General features: G+C 65.8%; 12 protein-coding genes. 2 read left to right on the forward strand and 10 right to left on the reverse strand.

Annotation, left to right across the window (positions count from 1 at the left end):
- Positions 1 to 23: 23 nt before the first annotated feature.
- Entirely contained in the window at positions 24 to 1,388 is a 1,365-nt protein-coding gene (locus D8M36_RS03495) for a carboxylesterase family protein (RefSeq protein ID WP_126846770.1), read from the forward strand.
- Between the two features lie 60 nt (positions 1,389 to 1,448).
- Here the strand turns inward: D8M36_RS03495 and D8M36_RS03500 are convergent, their stop codons facing one another.
- The 8 genes from D8M36_RS03500 to hutG form a co-directional block, all read right to left on the reverse strand.
- Positions 1,449 to 2,348 (reverse strand): anchored repeat-type ABC transporter permease subunit, encoded by a 900-nt coding sequence (locus D8M36_RS03500; RefSeq protein WP_126846771.1) that lies wholly within the window; start codon positions 2,346 to 2,348, stop codon positions 1,449 to 1,451.
- Positions 2,348 to 3,160 (reverse strand): anchored repeat-type ABC transporter ATP-binding subunit, encoded by an 813-nt coding sequence (locus tag D8M36_RS03505; RefSeq protein WP_126846773.1) that lies wholly within the window; start codon positions 3,158 to 3,160, stop codon positions 2,348 to 2,350. The genes D8M36_RS03500 and D8M36_RS03505 overlap by 1 nt, the downstream gene beginning before the upstream one ends.
- On the reverse strand, positions 3,157 to 4,293 hold the full coding sequence (locus D8M36_RS03510) for a choice-of-anchor M domain-containing protein (RefSeq protein WP_161970196.1): 1,137 nt from the start codon (positions 4,291 to 4,293) through the stop codon (positions 3,157 to 3,159). The genes D8M36_RS03505 and D8M36_RS03510 overlap by 4 nt, the downstream gene beginning before the upstream one ends.
- Positions 4,294 to 4,321: 28 nt before the next feature.
- Positions 4,322 to 5,932, reverse strand: a complete 1,611-nt coding sequence (locus D8M36_RS03515; RefSeq protein ID WP_202974864.1) for an anchored repeat ABC transporter, substrate-binding protein — start codon at positions 5,930 to 5,932, stop codon at positions 4,322 to 4,324.
- Complete coding sequence (locus D8M36_RS10390) at positions 5,929 to 7,923, reverse strand: choice-of-anchor M domain-containing protein (RefSeq protein WP_126846778.1); 1,995 nt, start codon at positions 7,921 to 7,923, stop codon at positions 5,929 to 5,931. The genes D8M36_RS03515 and D8M36_RS10390 overlap by 4 nt, the downstream gene beginning before the upstream one ends.
- Positions 7,924 to 8,015: 92 nt before the next feature.
- Complete coding sequence (locus D8M36_RS03525) at positions 8,016 to 8,633, reverse strand: cysteine hydrolase family protein (protein WP_083476128.1); 618 nt, start codon at positions 8,631 to 8,633, stop codon at positions 8,016 to 8,018.
- Positions 8,630 to 10,093, reverse strand: a complete 1,464-nt coding sequence (locus D8M36_RS03530) for a purine-cytosine permease family protein (RefSeq protein WP_126846780.1) — start codon at positions 10,091 to 10,093, stop codon at positions 8,630 to 8,632. The genes D8M36_RS03525 and D8M36_RS03530 overlap by 4 nt, the downstream gene beginning before the upstream one ends.
- Before the next feature lie 43 nt (positions 10,094 to 10,136).
- Positions 10,137 to 11,180 carry a formimidoylglutamase gene (gene hutG / locus D8M36_RS03535; RefSeq protein ID WP_126846782.1) on the reverse strand — a complete coding sequence of 348 codons (1,044 nt, stop codon included), beginning with the start codon at positions 11,178 to 11,180 and terminating at the stop codon, positions 10,137 to 10,139.
- Positions 11,181 to 11,242: 62 nt separating this feature from the next.
- Between hutG and D8M36_RS03540 the strand changes: the two genes are divergently transcribed.
- On the forward strand, positions 11,243 to 12,001 hold the full coding sequence (locus D8M36_RS03540; protein ID WP_065248576.1) for an IclR family transcriptional regulator: 759 nt from the start codon (positions 11,243 to 11,245) through the stop codon (positions 11,999 to 12,001).
- 55 nt (positions 12,002 to 12,056) lie between these two features.
- On the opposite strand, the gene D8M36_RS03545 is transcribed toward D8M36_RS03540, so the two are convergent.
- Together D8M36_RS03545 and D8M36_RS03550 are read right to left on the reverse strand one after the other, a co-directional pair.
- On the reverse strand, positions 12,057 to 13,814 hold the full coding sequence (locus tag D8M36_RS03545) for a pyruvate dehydrogenase (RefSeq protein ID WP_126846783.1): 1,758 nt from the start codon (positions 13,812 to 13,814) through the stop codon (positions 12,057 to 12,059).
- Positions 13,815 to 14,434: 620 nt separating this feature from the next.
- Entirely contained in the window at positions 14,435 to 15,283 is an 849-nt protein-coding gene (locus tag D8M36_RS03550; protein ID WP_126846785.1) for an MBL fold metallo-hydrolase, read from the reverse strand.
- Between the last annotated feature and the right edge of the window lie 32 nt (positions 15,284 to 15,315).

Consider the following 15,315-nt stretch of genomic DNA (forward strand, 5'->3'; position numbering starts at 1 on the left):
AAGGGCGTTCGTACGATGGTGTCGTGACTTCCGAGCGTTTTTCACGAGAGCAGAGCATTGTGGTTGACGCGCCGGCCGGGCGCATCACCGGGTGGCGCGACGGCGAGGTGATTCGCGCGACGGGCATTCCGTATGCCCGGGCCGAACGTTTCGACAAGCCGGTTCCCGTCAACGAACTGGGATCGTACGAAGCGCGACAGTGGAGCCCCTCGGCGCCGCAAAACGCCATGGAGGAGCCGCCGCTTTTCGGCCCCGAGCTGCGGGATCTTGACGTGAGCGAGGACTGCCAACACCTCTCGATCACCATTCCCGGTGATATCCGCGAGGGTGAGAAGCTTCCCGTGATCGTGTGGATCCACGGAGGTTCGTACGTCGCCGGGGCTGGCGATTCGTCGTTCAGCGATCCCGCGCGGTGGGTGGCTGAGCGCCGAGTCATCGTCGTGACCGTCACCTATCGCCTCGGGGTGCTCGGTTTTCTCGGCTCCTCGCTCGGCCCCGCGAACCTCGGCCTCCTCGACCAGGCGGAGGCATTTCGGTGGGTACGCCGCAACATTTCGTCGTTTGGCGGGGACGCTGCGCGAGTGACGGCACTCGGGGAGTCGGCGGGGGCCGACGCCATCCTGCACCACGCTGCCGCCATGGGGTACGCGATCCTTGACGGCCGCGACGAGGAATTGCTGTTCGACCGCGCGATTGCGCTCAGCCCGCCGCTCGGGATCCGCGAGGGGCGCAGCCGCATGAACGCGCTCAGCGCGCGGATTCTTGAGAAGCGCGTGAGGCGCGAGTCGTCCATTGACGACCTGCTCGCGGCGCAAAAAGCGATTGAAAAGGCAGCGGCGCCCTTCGGCTACGCGGGGTCGATGCCGTTCGGCGTCCAATACGGCCACGACCCGCTTCCGCCGGAGGAGGGCGTGCTCGCGGCGTGGCACGCGATCGCGCCCAAGGTGCCCCTCCTCATCAGTTCGGTGGGAACCGAAAGCAGCTTCTTCGCGCATTCGGTGCCTTTCGCCCGTTTTTTGCGGGGGCTTCCGCGCGTGGGGGAGCGGGCGTACTGGACGTTCGTGGATTCGGCGAGCAGAGCGGTGTTTACGAAAGGCATCGACTTTCTCGCCCACGAGTGGGGCGCGGCCGGCGGTGTTGCCCACCGCGCCGTGGTTCCGTGGAGCGTGCCCGGCAACCCATTCGGCTCCCCGCACGTCACGGACATCGCGCTGCTGTTTTCTCGCGAGGACTCGTGGCGAAGCGCGCTGCCATTCGAGGGGGCCACGTGGGACGAGGTCGATCGCGCCGGTGCCGAACTTCGGCGGTATTTTGCGGAGTTCGCGAGCGGTGCGAGCGACCACCCCCTCACGAAGGAGCCGCGTGTGATCCGCGGCCACGCCGCCTAGGAAGCCGGACCTCCTCGCCGAGGTGGTGCCCCGGCGAGCGGGGTCGGCTAACGGTAAACCTTAGACCGCCGCCTCGAGCTCCGTTCCCTCCGCGCCGCTATCGAGCTCGCCCCGGCGCTTGTTGCGCAGCACCCCGTGACGGGGGCTCAGCGCCCACGAGAGCACGAAGATCGCCGTCGCGACGAGCACGATGGTGCCACCCGTAGGGAGATCGAGCGCCCACGAGAAGTACACGCCGAGCAGGGCGCTGCCCATGCCGATGCCCGCAGCGCACGCCATCATCGGCACGATCCGGTCGGTGAGCATCCGCGCCGAGGCCGCCGGCGTGACGAGGAGGGCGAGGACGAGGATATTGCCGATCGTGTGGATACTCATGACAACCGCGAGAGTCACGAGCACCGAGAGGGCGATATCGAGGAGCATCACGGGCAGGCCGAGTGCCGCGGCGTAACCGCGGTCCATGCCGACGACAACGAGGTCGCGGTGAAGGATGACGAGGAGGGCGAGGACGATCGCCGTGAACACCGCGGAGGTGACGAGCGCCGAATCCTCGATGCCCGTGATGGCCCCGAACAAGAAGCTCGAAAGTGAACCGCCGTAGCCGGGGGCGCGGCTCATGACCACGATGCCGAGTGCAAACGCCGCGACGAAGAACACGCCGATCACGGCGTCGCTTCGCAACCGGTGATGGTTGCCGAAAACGGCGATGAGGATCGCCGTGATGACGCCCGCGACGATGCCGCCCACGAGGAACGAGCCCTGGAGCACGAATGCCACCGCGATTCCGGGGAACACTGCGTGCGCGACAGCGTCGCCGATGAACGTCATGCCGCGCAGCACCACGTGCGTGCCCACGACGGCGCAGACGAGCGCCGCGAGCATCGACACGACGAGTGCCTTCGGCAGGAACGTCAGCTGCGGGTTCGTGAGGTCGGTGAGGAAGTCGAGAGGAGTCAGCATCAATGGTCTTTCGATTCGGCGTCGACCGCGGAGGCGACGTGCGTAAGAAGTGGTGAGTGCTCGGAAACGCGGAAGGTCTCCCGCCACGGCGCGGGATCGCGCAGTTCGCGTGGCGGGGCATCGGCGATCACTCGGCGATTGAGCAGCACCACGCGGTCGGCGACGTGCAGCGCATGCGTAAGGTCGTGCGTCGACATGACCACGGCGCAGCCCTCGCGAGCGAGCGAGACGAACAGGTCGCTCAGGAGTTCCTGCGAGGGCATGTCGAGCCCCGTGAACGGCTCGTCGAGCAAAAGAACGGCAGGCTCGAGCACAAGTGCGCGAGCGATCATGACGCGTTGGCGCTGACCGCCCGACATCTCACCGATCGGGCGATCCTTCATTGCGTCCATGCGGACCTTTGAAAGGGCGTGCGCGACGGCCTTGTAGTGCTCTTTGCCGGGGGAGCGCCAGCGGCTGAGCTTGCGAATAAGCCCGAGCATGACCACGTCGTGCGCGGTCGCGGGGAAATCCCACTCCATTTCGCTGCGCTGCGGAACGTACGCACGTTCCCCGCGCGCCTCGACGGTTCCCGAAGCGAGGGGGAGCACCCCGAGGAGGCTCTTCACGAGGGTGGTTTTACCGGCGCCATTCGGCCCGAGCAGCACCGTGACGCTTCCCGCCTCGATATCGAGGCTGATGTCGTCGAGGACCGTGCGCCCACCGAGATTGACGCGCAGCTGCGAGCACGACAGCGGACGTGCGCGATCCGCGTGGCCCGCCGCGGTCGCGCCAGCCGCCTCACGCGGGCGTGCGCCGAGAGCGGAGGTCACTTCCTGCCACCTTCGCCCGGGTGGTTCGCGGTCGAGGATCCGGCGCCTGCGGCTTCGCTTTCGGCTTCGGCTCGCGCGCGCTCATTCTTCTTCTTGTTGAGCGCGTAGGCTCCGCCGCCCGCGGCAGCAACCACGGCAGCGCCGCCGCCCACGATCCACGGAAGCGAGTTCGAGCTCGTCTTTTCGCTCGCGCCGTCATCGGCAGCGCCCTTCGAGGGCTTGGCCTTCGCGTCATCCTTCGCGGCGCCGGGAGCCGAGGAGGCGTCGGACCCGCCATCGCTCGCACTTCCCGCGGCCGGTGCACCGTCGTTGCCCCATGCGGGCGTCGCCTGCATCGCTTCATCCGGTGCGGTCGCATCGCCGACCGCGAAACGCAGGGTGCCGCCGGCGGAGTACTTCGTGCCATCCTCGCCCTCGGCCACCGCCTCCACGGCGAGGAGATACACGCCGGGCTTCGTGAACACCCAGTTCGCGTGCGTGTGCGTGTTGATGTCCACGAACACGTCGGCGGGGGTCTGCTCGAGCGTGTCGCCATCGGCGAGCTGCTGCGGCGGCGCGAAGTTGCCCGGCTGGAGGAACAGGCTGAAGTGGCCGGGACCGGACACGTGCGTGAAGCGCAGCGTGACGCCGCGCGGGCATGCTTTGACGACAGCGGGATCCTGCGTATTCCACCCGAGCCACACGACGCCCGACACTTCGGTCTGGGGCACGACGTACACCTCAGAGCCAGGTTCCGCCTTGATGAACGAGTACGCTTCATCGTCCGGAACGGGAAGAATACCCTGGTCATGAACCTGGAAGACGATGTCCTCGAGCATGCGCCACGTGGGAGTTTCCCCCGTGTCGTCACGCGCGGCGAAGATCCACTCACCGTCGATGAGGCGCGGACCGAGATCGACGTGATGCGCATCGATCACGACCTTCTCGCCCTCGACGATCTTCTCGTCATCGCTCACCTTCTGCTTGAGAGCCGGGTCGTCGGCACCGTCGGTCGCGCCGTCGGTCGGATCGAGCGGGAGGGGCCGTGCGGGTGCCGCGAGGGCAGCGGGGGCGCATGCCAGGGCGCCGAGTGCGCCGGCGCCGAGGGCCGCAAAGTGGCGCCGCGTGAGGGCGCGAGAAGAACGGGAAGTCATGAGCTCATCTTTCGTTGGTAGGAGGGTTTTATTCCGACGCTTGCCGGTCGCCATCGCCCAGGGGCTTTCCACCGAGTCCCCTCGCGAGGGAGTCGGCGTTGGCCCTCATCATCGCGGCGTAGGTATTGACCTCGCGCGTGAAAGAGTCGCCCCAAATGGGCTGGACGGGAATCTTTTCCATGCGGGCGGCATCAACGAGGCTCGTCGATACCGGTCCCGCTGTGGCTTCAAGGAAGACCGCTTTCGGGACGAGGTCGCGCAGAGTCGCGGCGAGGCGGCGGCGATCCGCGATGGAGGGCTCTTGCCCCGGTGAGGGGGAGACGACGGCGGCGATGCGAAGCCCGTAGCGGTTCGCGAGGTAACCGTAGGCGTCGTGGGTCGTCACGAGTTCGCGGCCGGCCTGCGGGATTGAATCGATCGAACGCTGAACGTAGGAGTCGACGTCGTCGAGTTCGCGCAGGTATGTGGCCGCCCGCGAGCGGTATCCGCCCGCGTGGTCCGGGTCGAGGCCGCACAGGTGGTCGCGGATGACCTCGACGTAGGCCTGGGCGTTCGTGACGTCCTGCCACAGGTGCGGGTCGATCTCGCCGTGAACATGCTTGCCGAGCACAGCCTGCGGCAGCTGGTAGACGTCTGTTCCGCCGCGGGCGATGAATCGGAAGGCGGGATCGGCGGGGACCGGAAGCAGCGCTTTCGGGGGCACGTGGATCACCATGTCGTCGAGCGCGATGTCGCGCGTGCCGCCGTCGGCCTCGGGGTCGTCGATGCGCATCACGAGCGCGCCCGAGGGCACGTCGACCGTGATGTCGGCGTGGCCCGCGGAAATCACCCGCCGCTTCGCGAGGGAGGCATGGGCGCCTTTTTTCGCCGCTTCCTCGGGGGAGATGCCGACGCAGATCCAGACGTCGCCCTCGGCCGAGGACTCGGCGCCAAGCGCTCCACCGCTCCACGTTCCCCTGAAGCGCGCGCGATACACGCCTGCCTTGGTAAAAGCCCAGCTCATGTGCGTGTGGGCATCCATGGGAAGGTCGATGGCATCGGTGCGGGCCGAGACGCCGTCGGACGAATCAAAGACGCGCTGAGGCTCCCCGAACGTTCCGGTCACGTACCCGTGCAGGTCGCCGGGGCCGTCGCTCTCGGTGAGTGCGAGGCGCACCTGCGTAAGGCGCCCGGCGCCGCGTTCGCGCCCCGCGACGCGAAGGCCAAGCCACACCGTGTCGAGAGAGCGGTTCTCGACGAGCGGGATGATCGTGGCGCCGCGCGTCGAGGCTTCCTCGGCGAGTGCGAGGTGCGTCGAGCCAGCGGGAAGATTCGCGTCGATCGTGCGGATCAGCGCCTGCTCTTCGAGCATGAGGTAGTTCGACAGCGCGAGATCGGCGTACGCGATATCGCGTACGTTGCGGGGGAGCGGCTCGAACGAGTGCGGGTCACCGCCCTCGGGAATGAGCGACGTGACGAGTGCATCGGGACCCGCGACGTTCTTTGCGAGATCGGCGAGAATGCCGGTCGTCGCCACGATGCGCGGGCGGGGATCCTCGCTCGAGCGTGCGGTGCGGCCAGGCAGAATGATCGCACCGAGAGAGCAGGCGGCGGCGCCCAGGAGCACGGAGCGCCGCCGCAGTTGAGGGGTGGAGGTCACTGGAAGCGGCGCCTCGCCACTGCCGTGCCAGCGCCCACGATGATGAGCGCCGCGGCGGTGCCGGCGAGGCCGGTCACCTCAGCGCCCGTGCGCGGAAGACCCGAAGCGGACCCCGCGGGAGCGTCGCCCGTCACGGACTTGGCGTAGTCGGCGGAGCCGCCCGCCTCCACGATCTGGTCGGCGGTGAGCTCACAGTCGGCGCCGTCCTCGGTCTTGCCCTTGAGGTCGACGATCTTGTAGCCCTTGCCGTCCTTGAAGATCTGGCCGATCTTCGCGCTCTTGCGGTCCTTTGCAGCGCTCACGCTCGAGCCCGAGCCGGCGGTCGAGGAGTACCACTTCTGGCCAACGATCTGGCCGAAGTTGCCCGAGGTGAACACGCCCACGTTGCCCGGTCCGCTCGCGGACACGAGGGTCTGCGTGATTTCGCCGGTCGTGTTCTGAATGATCGAGGGGTGCATCGTGTTGGCGCCGACCCACGGAACGCCCGGATCCTGAGTCGAGCCGATCATCCACACGTCCGAGCCGGCGGGGGCAATGTACTCAATGCCCGCGGGTGCCTTGGCCTTCGCGGCGTTGCCGAGGCCGAACGAGATGGAGGAGGGGTCAACCCACTGCGCGGGTGACTTGCGGTCGTCCTTGATCGACGAGATGAGCTTGCCGTTCTCGAAGCGTGAACCGAAGTCGAAGTGGCCGCTCGTTGCGCCGGAGCTGCTACCCACGTTGAACGTGAGGGTCGAGGTGTCGGAGTAGGTCTTGCCGTCCTTGCCCTTCGCGCTCTGGCGGATCTTCAGCTTGTAGGTGCCGGGCTTGGAGAACACCCAGTTGGGGTGCACGTGCGTGTTCGCGGGAATCGTGTACGAGCCGCCAACCTTGGCCTTCGACGTGCTCGTCGCGGCCTTGATTTCGTCCTTCGTGGCGTCGCGCACAACTTCGGTCGCGGTGCACACGGGCGCCTTCGGCTCCTCCTTGGCGGGGGCTTCCGGCGCCGCCGGTGCCGCGGGAGCAGCGGGCTTGGTCTTGGGCTCAGGAGCCGGGGCCGGTACCGCAGGCTTAGCTTTAGGCTTCGCCTTCGGCGCGGGTGCGGCGGGCTTTGCCGGCGCCTTGGCCTTCGGTGTGGAAGCGTCACGCTTCGGCTTATCCGCGGGTGCGGGGTTCGCGGGCGCGGCAGGGTTGGTGGAGTCCTCCGGTGCAGGCGCTTCCGCGGTGGGTGCGGTGTCCGACGGCTTCTCCGGTGTCGTCGAGTCCTCCGGTGCGGGGGCGGGAGCCGGTGCGGGGGCAGGAGCCGGTGCCGGCTTTTCAGCCTTGGTGTCGGCCTTGCCGCGGAACTCATCGCCCACGGTGAAGGTGTAGGTCGCCTTGTTCGAGGAGACCTTCTTGCCGCCCTTCGTACCCTCGGCGTGGAGAGTCAGCGTGTACACGCCGGGCTTCGTGAAGACCCAGTGTGCGTGCGTGTGAGCAGCGAACGACTGGTCGCGAACGGCACCGGACTTGAGGTCCATGCTGCCGTTTTCGAGCAGAGGCGTGATAGCACCGAAGCTGTCAGCGCCCATGAGGTGGATATTCCCGGGACCCTCGACCTTGTCGAACTTGAGCTTAATCGACTCATCAAAGCCCGTGCCCTTGACCCCCAAGGTATCCCAGCCGGGCCAGAGGAGGTTCTGGTCTTGGGTCATCGGCAGCCAGTAGGCCTTCGGGGCACCGGGAACATTCTCCGGCAGATCCTTGAGAGCCGCCGACTTCACGTGAAGCTCGACGTCTTCGGCAGCGTGAGTCTTGTGCGAACCCGTGACGTCTTCCTTGAGGTCGAGCTTGAGCGCGTCGCCCTCAGCGGTGACGTTGAAGGCATCGACGTGGCCGGAATCGATCACGAGGCGCTCGGCGGCGTGCGCCGAGCCGAGAGGAATGAGAATAACGGCGAGCGAAGCGAACGCCGCGAGGAGCGCGCGCAACGCGGCGCGAGTGCGCGCCGGCGCCGTGGCTGTCTGGACCAAGGGAGCACCTTTCTATGTCGCCCGCCGAAAACCGCGAGCAACGGTTGTTAATGAGAGTCGCTATCATTAACAACATAGGGAGCCTCCTCCCGTCAACCCAGGGACAGCACCTCGTTCGTTGTGGCGATACGCACCTGCGGCGCAAAAAGCCCCATGATTGAGAGCGCCCGCTCGTGATTTCCCTGGTCAGAGCCCGCGCACGCATCACCTACGAGGGTGATCCACGCACCCGCATCGGCCGCGGGCAAAACGGTCGAGATCACGCAGCAATCGGTCGACACTCCCGCCACGACGAGACGCGGGCTCTCGCCCGTGATAGCCCTCAGCTGCGCGCCCCACTTGCCGAACGTCGGCTCATCAATCACGTGAGGGGCGTCGAGCGCGGCCGCCTCGGGGGTGAGGTCGTACAGTGGATCGCTCGCGGGCACATCCGCAAACGGCCACGCCTCGAAATACTCGCCCCACGAGGTCGAGCGGTCAGCCGTCGGAATCCAGCGCGTGAGAATCACCCGCCCCTCGAACGCCTCCGCAAGGCGCGCGATATTCGCCCAGGCCGCCTCCCACATGGGGGAGGCCCAGTCCGACGACTGCTCGGCAAAAATTACCTGCGGATCAATGACGAGGAGCCACGCCTCCGAGGAATCGTCGCCGGGAACGCCGCGAGAATGCGAAGCCGCTGTGACGCCGGAAGGCGTCGGCGCCGTACTCATGCCCACTCCTGGCGGCGGATCGTGCCACGGCGCAGCACGAACGTGAGAACGAAGCCGAGGACGAGTGCGAGAAGAACGCCGAGGTTCGCGTCCGCCCACTTGCCATCGCGCCCGCCGAGCGGGCCAAGGAGGTAGCCCTGCCAGTTGTTCCATGCCGCCGCTTCCGCGAAGCCGTTGACCACAAGCCCCCAGCCGAGCACGGAGCACACGATGAGCGCGAGGATCGAGATCCAATCGACCGAGCCGTAGCGGCCTTGTGCATCGAACAACGCCTGCTCGTCGTAGTCGGCGCGGCGCGTGAGGATATCGGCGATAAGAATGCCCGCCCAGGCCGCGAGCGGAACGCCAAGGGTGATGAGGAAGCTCTGGAAGGGACCAAGGAAGTCGTGCGCGAAGAACACCACGTAAATCGTGCCCGCCGTGAGGATCACGCCGTCGATCGCGGCCGCGGCGGGGCGCGGGATATCAATGCCCAGGCTGAGCAGCGTGAGGCCCGAGGAGTAGATGCCGAGCACGGCCCCCGACACGAGTGCAAGAACCGCCGTAAGCCAGAACGGGATGAGCACCCAGATCGGGAGGATCGAGGCGAGCGTGCCGATCGGATCATTCACGATGCCATCGCTCAGTGAGGGATCCGAGGCCACGAGGAGCACGCCAAAGAACACGAGGAGCACCGGGGCGATCGCACCGCCGAACGTGTTCCACCAGATAATCGCGCCGTCAGAGGTTTCGCGCTTTTGGTACCGCGACCAGTCGGCGGCAATGTTAATCCAGCCGAGGCCAAAGCCGGTCATGACCATCACGAGCGCGCCAATGACCTGCTGCGGCGTGCCGTTCGGGACCGCGAGAATCGCGTCGACATCGATGTGGGAGAACGTGAGGAGCACGTACAGGATCGTGATGGCGCCCGTGATCCACGTGAGAACCGACTGCAGCTTCATGATCGTGTGGTAGCCGAGTACGCTCGCGACGACGATGAGGGCTGCGACCGCGATCGTCGCCGCGATGAGTACCGGAGTGCCGCTTGGAAGGCCAAGGCGCGCGAACACCGTAGCCGTGGCGAGGACCGCCATGATGGAAAGGAACGTTTCCCAACCAATCGAGGTGAGCCACGAGACGATGCCCGGAACCTTCTGGCCGTGCACGCCGAAAGCGGCGCGCGAGAGCACCATCGTGGGGGCGCTCCCGCGCTTGCCGGCGATCGCGATCAGGCCGCACAGAAGGAAGGAGACCGGGATGCCGATGAGGGTCACGAGCGTTGCCTGCCAGAAGCTCACCCCGAAGTCGAGGATGTAGCTTCCGTAGCTCATGCCAAACACCGAGATGTTCGCGGCGAACCACGGCCAAAACAGGTCGCTTGGCTTCGCCGTGCGCTCGGATTCAGCAACAATTTCGATGCCCTGGTGCTCGATGAAACCGGGGCTCGAGGAAAGGTTTTCGGGGGTTGCCTGGGTGCTCATGGCATCTCCTCGGGTGCAGGGACAGGGGTGACCCTTATCCTAGTCAGCTAGCCACGAGATGCGTGGCCTCGCTCACGAGACGGGACGCCGATTTTGCCGTGCGTCCATCAACGTCGAAGCGCGGGTTCAACTCGACAACGTCCATGAGTGCGAGTTTTTCCGACGCCGCCGCAGCCCGCACCGCCGCCACGATAATCGGGAGATCCACGCCGAGAGCCGCCGGCGCCGACACCCCCGGCGCAGTATGGGCGGGCAAAACATCAAGGTCGATCGTCAGGTAGAGAACATCCACGCTTGCGGCAAAGTCTTCGACGAACCGCGAGACGCCCGCGGCGCCCATCTCGAGACATTCGAGATCCGTGCGGTACTGGACGCCGAGCTCATCGGCGGTCTCGAACAGTGTGCGCGTATTGCCAGGCTCCGCGATCCCGAGCACGGCGTAATTGAGGGCGCGCCCCTCGGCCGCCTCCGCCTCGGCCATTTGCAGGAACGGGGTTCCGCTCGTGGGCGTAGGGGCGCTGCGCAGATCAAAATGGGCATCGAGATTGAGCACGCCCCACGACGGGAGCTGGCATGCGTCGGACCTTGGGCACCCAGGGCGAGGCGTGCTTTCTTTCGCTGACCCGCACGCACCCAAGTGCTCGCGCAACCCCAGGTAACTCGCCCATGCGGTCTCATGACCACCACCGAGCACGAGCGTGAGGCGATTCCCCTCCGCGCCGAGCGCACGGGCCGTGAGGTGCCCCATCTCCGCTTGCGCCTCCTCGAGCGCTTCGCCGACCGTCGCCACGTCACCCCAGTCCACGAGTGCCGCCTCGCCCGTGCCGAGCGGGCCGTGAAGCGCCATGCTTGCAAGAGCCGAACGCAGTGCCGCCGGTGCCTCCGCAGCGCCCACGCGACCATGGTTTCGGCGCACCCCTTCGTGCGAGGCGAAACCCGCGAGCGCGACGTGTGGACCTTGAGGCGGATGCTCCGTGCTCACGAGCGACACGCGCTGATGCCAGCGCGCATGCGCCGCCCCCTCACCGTCGACTCGACCCTGCCACGGACTGCTTTCGATGCTGCTCAACGTGTTCACGCCCTCCATTATGGGTGGGCGGACTGTATCCAAATAGATTCGCTCCAGGCGTGCCCTATAGTGTGTCCCCCATGCCGTCGAAAGTACCCGCTGCCGCTTCAACGCTGAGGATCCTCACCTATCTCGCTCAGCGCTCGAGGCCCATCGCCGCCTCACGCATCGCGAGCGAACTCGATATTCCTCGTTCGAGCACCTACGACATCCTCGCCGAACTCCTCGACCAAGGCTTCGTTCTGCACTACCCGGACCTTCACGCCTACGGTCTCGGCCCGTCCGCCTACGAGCTGAGCTTCGGCTACACCCGCCAGGCACCGCTCGCCCGCCTTGGCAAACGCGTGACCGAACGCCTCACGGATCGGGTCGGCGAAATTTCCCACGTCGCGGTGTTGCAGGGGCGCCACGTTCTCTACGTGGTTGAAGCACGACTCAACAAGCCCGCGTCATACCCCACCGACGTGGGCGTGCGCGTGCCCGCACACCTCACCGCAAGCGGACGCGCGATCCTCAGTGCCCTGCCCGCCAACCAGCTCGCCGCGGTATTCACGGGAGAAACCGTACTCGAGCCTCATCTCGGTGCCGACGTTGGCCCAGCCTTCCCCGTTGCCCGGGCGCTCGCCGATGCTCGCGACACGCGCACTCGCGGCTATGCCGTGGAAAACGGCGAGGTTCTCGACGGGCACCGCTCCGTGGCGCTCCCCGTGTTCGATGGCGCCAAGTGGCCCGTCGCTGCCGTGGCCGTCACGTGGCAGGGAAGCGACTCCTCGCGCGACCTCGACATGCTCGAATCCGTGCGCATCGCCGCCGACCAACTGCAAAAGGCGATCTCCTAAAGGAGACCGCCTTTTGCGTGAGCACGGGCCCGCCGAGGCGCGGGCTACGACGCTCTTAGAAGAACGCCCCCGGGCGCGGAATGTTGCGCACATTCGACTTCGCAAGATTGACCATCTTGCCCACGCCACCCTCGAGCACGATCTTGCCGCCCGCGGTCGCGAAGCCGCTCATCTGCTCGAGCGTGATCTTCGGAGGCATCGCGAGCGCATCCGGATCGGTCACGATGTCGATGAGCATCGGGCCAGGTGCCGCGAGGGCCTTCTTGAGGTCCTTGCGCAGAGTCTTGGGGTTCTCAATGCGGATCGAGGGAATGCCGGCGCCCTCAGCGATCTTCGAGAAGTTCACCGAATCGTGGTCGGTCTCGAAATCGGGAAGGCCCGCCACGAGCATCTCGAGCTTCACCATGCCGAGGCTCGAGTTGTTGAACACGACGATCTTCGTGTTCAACTGGTGCAGGCGCACCGTGAGAAGTTCGCCCATGAGCATTCCGAGGCCGCCGTCGCCGCTCATCGAAATCACCTGGCGGTTCGGCTGCGCAGCTGAGGCACCGATCGCCTGGGGGAGGGCGTTCGCCATCGTGCCGTGGCGGAACGAACCGAAGATGCGGCGCTTGCCGTTCGGCTCGATGTAGCGTGCGGCCCACACGTTGCACATGCCCGTATCGACCGTGAACACTGCGTCGTCGTCGGCGAATTCGTCGAGGAGGCTCGCGACGTACTCCGGGTGAATTGGCTTGAGGCGCGAAGCACGCTTCGTGTACGAGTTCACGACGTGCGTGAGTTCCTTCTCCTGCTTGCGCAGCATCGAGTTGAGGAACGAACGGTTCTTCTTCTGCTTGAGCTGAGGAAGGAGCGCGCGAATCGTAAGGGCAACATCGCCGTGAACGCCAAGATCGAGCGGCACGCGGCGGCCAAGGCGTGAGCCGTCTGCATCGATCTGCACGACCTTCGGCTTGCCTTCGCGCGGGAGGAACTCCGAGTACGGGAAGTCTGTGCCGAGCAGAATCAGCAGGTCGCATTCGTGGGTGGCCTCGTACGCGGCGCCGTAACCGAGAAGGCCGCTCATGCCCACATCGAACGGATTGTTGTACTGAATGAACTCCTTGCCGCCGAACGCGTGACCAATCGGGGCCTTGAGGGTGTCGGCGAGCTCGAGGACCTCCGCGCGAGCGCCCTCGATGCCCGCGCCAGCGAAGAGCGTGATCTTCTTGGCCGAGTTTGCGAGGTGTGCGAGCTCCTCAACGACCGAAGCCTGCGGCTGAACCGCACCGAAAGTCGTGGTGAGGGTGCGGGTGGCCTCGATCGTGACGTCCTGGCTTGCGATATCGCCAGGAATCACGAGAACCGACACGTCTTTCTTCGCGAGTGCGGTTTGTGCCGCGTTATGCAGCATCTGCGCGCCGTGATTGCCAGAGTTGACCATTTCGCAGAAGGCCGAGCATTCGTTGAAGAGAAGCTCGGGGTGGGTCTCCTGGAAAAAGCCCGTGCCGATCTTTTCGCTCGGGATATGCGAGGCAATCGCGAGAACTGGGACCGAGTCGCGATGGTTGTCGTAGAGTCCCTGCACGAGGTGGGTGTTGCCCGGCCCGCACGAGCCTGCACACACGCCGAGCTTGCCCGTGACGCGTGCTTCAGCGCCCGCGGCGAATGCGGCAGCTTCCTCGTTGCGCACGTGGATCCATTCGATGCCCTTGGTCGTGCGCACGGCATCCACGATGGGGTTGAGGGAGTCGCCAACAACGCCGTAAATGCGCTCGACGCCCATAGCAACGAGTTGATCGACGGTGTGCTGGGCGAGTGTCTTTTTCGCCATGGAGTTTCATCCCTTTCGCGGATGTTCGTCTGGCCAGCGGCGAAAACGCCGAAAAGACCAGCGTTGAGTCTGTGACGCTTTAAGCGTAGGCGGGACTTTGGTCCATTGCAGCTTGAGGTTTCAAAGGTCACGTTATTGGCGTGAGCCGGCGCACATATTGATGAAATTAGCAATTTGTGGGGCGGGGTGGCGTCGGACTGGGGCCTTCGCTCCCGCCTGCACCGCGATGTGCTTACGCCTGCGGCGTGCCGCCGGAGCCGCTCGAACTTTTTCGTGTGAACTGGAGTGCTTGGCGGCTGAAACGCAACGCTGTGGCCTGGTATTTTGTGCGGGTTCTGAGCAAGATTGCAGGAATTGCAGCCAATCGTGAGCGCGCATTCCGGATTTTCCAAGGAAGACGTAGTTGCCTTAACTCATCGCGCACGGATCACGGTGAAACGTGACTCCTTCGCGCGGGGATAAGGGTAAAGGGATTGACCCCCGGTTCCGCCGTTTGTGGCGGGCCGGGGGTTTCCTTTTTGTGCTCGCCTTCAATCGAGGGGTCGATAACCGGGTTTTGAGAGTGATTGTGGGCGCGCACCTGCAGTTTTCTCCACCTCGGTTGGGGAGGGATCCGACGGTTACCTGCGCTCCACCGCCGCCTCCACGAGCCGCGCATGCCACGCCTCCATGCCCCGTGTTGCTCGACGCTCATCGCGAGGGTCATCGCCGTTGAGAATCGCCGTGAGGTAGGCCCGATCCCGCTCGAGTCTTTCGAGGGCATCGGTGCCGAGAGGGCCGTGGCCCGGGATGACGAGGCGTGCCTTTCGCGCATAGGGCTCGAGGAGGTCCAGGGCCTCGAGGTAGGCGGTGAAGGGGTCGATGCTTCGCTTTTGGAGTAGGCGTGCGCGAGATTCGTGGTGCTCAAGATCGGGCAGGGGAAGTTCCGTGCTCGAAAGCATGTCTCCCGCGATGAGGATCCTTTGCTCTGGAAGCCACAGCGCGGTGTGACCTGGCACGTGAGCATCGTGGGTGAGTAGCTGGGGTTCGAAGCCGCACGGGGCGACGCCGCGAGGAAGCCACGTGTGATGAGAGTTCGCTGGAGCTTGGGGTGTGGGAGAGAGGCGCCCGATAAGCGCGAGAAGCTCGGGTCGCGCCTCGAGTGCGGGATCATCGGCGGTGGCGTGCGCGAGGAGATCCTCGCGTTCGGCGCCGGCGAGGCGCACCGTTGCCGCGGAGGCCAAACGCGGGGCGTTCCCGAAGACAGGGTGCCACAGCACGTGATCGTGGTGGGCATGAGTAGCAAAGCCTGAGAGTGCGGCGAGGCCCCGCTCGGCGAGCTGCACCGCGAGGTCGTCGAGCTCCGCTGCCTCCCAGCCCGGATCTACGAGCATCGCCTCGCTAATCGACGCGAGAACGATGCTGTTGAGTGCGTCCTTGCGCGAAGTGTGCACGAGAATCCCGGGTGCGATGTCCACCAACTCAGCCATGTCCCCATTGTTCCAGTCGCATCGCCCTCCCG

It is taken from the genome of Dermabacter sp. HSID17554 (genome assembly GCF_003989295.1).
Classification (GTDB): Bacteria; Actinomycetota; Actinomycetes; order Actinomycetales; family Dermabacteraceae; genus Dermabacter; species Dermabacter vaginalis.

What these genes read in the sequence shown, in the direction of transcription:
- D8M36_RS03500 (WP_126846771.1), bottom strand. Translation starts at nt 2,348, where the DNA reads ATGCTGACTCCTCTCGACTTCCTCACCGACCTCACGAACCCGCAGCTG.
- D8M36_RS03510 (WP_161970196.1), bottom strand. Translation starts at nt 4,293, where the DNA reads ATGACTTCCCGTTCTTCTCGCGCCCTCACGCGGCGCCACTTTGCGGCC.
- D8M36_RS03525 (WP_083476128.1), bottom strand. Translation starts at nt 8,633, where the DNA reads ATGAGTACGGCGCCGACGCCTTCCGGCGTCACAGCGGCTTCGCATTCT.
- D8M36_RS03530 (WP_126846780.1), bottom strand. Translation starts at nt 10,093, where the DNA reads ATGAGCACCCAGGCAACCCCCGAAAACCTTTCCTCGAGCCCCGGTTTC.
- hutG (WP_126846782.1), bottom strand. Translation starts at nt 11,180, where the DNA reads ATGGAGGGCGTGAACACGTTGAGCAGCATCGAAAGCAGTCCGTGGCAG.
- D8M36_RS03540 (WP_065248576.1), top strand. Translation starts at nt 11,243, where the DNA reads ATGCCGTCGAAAGTACCCGCTGCCGCTTCAACGCTGAGGATCCTCACC.
- D8M36_RS03545 (WP_126846783.1), bottom strand. Translation starts at nt 13,814, where the DNA reads ATGGCGAAAAAGACACTCGCCCAGCACACCGTCGATCAACTCGTTGCT.
- D8M36_RS03550 (WP_126846785.1), bottom strand. Translation starts at nt 15,283, where the DNA reads ATGGCTGAGTTGGTGGACATCGCACCCGGGATTCTCGTGCACACTTCG.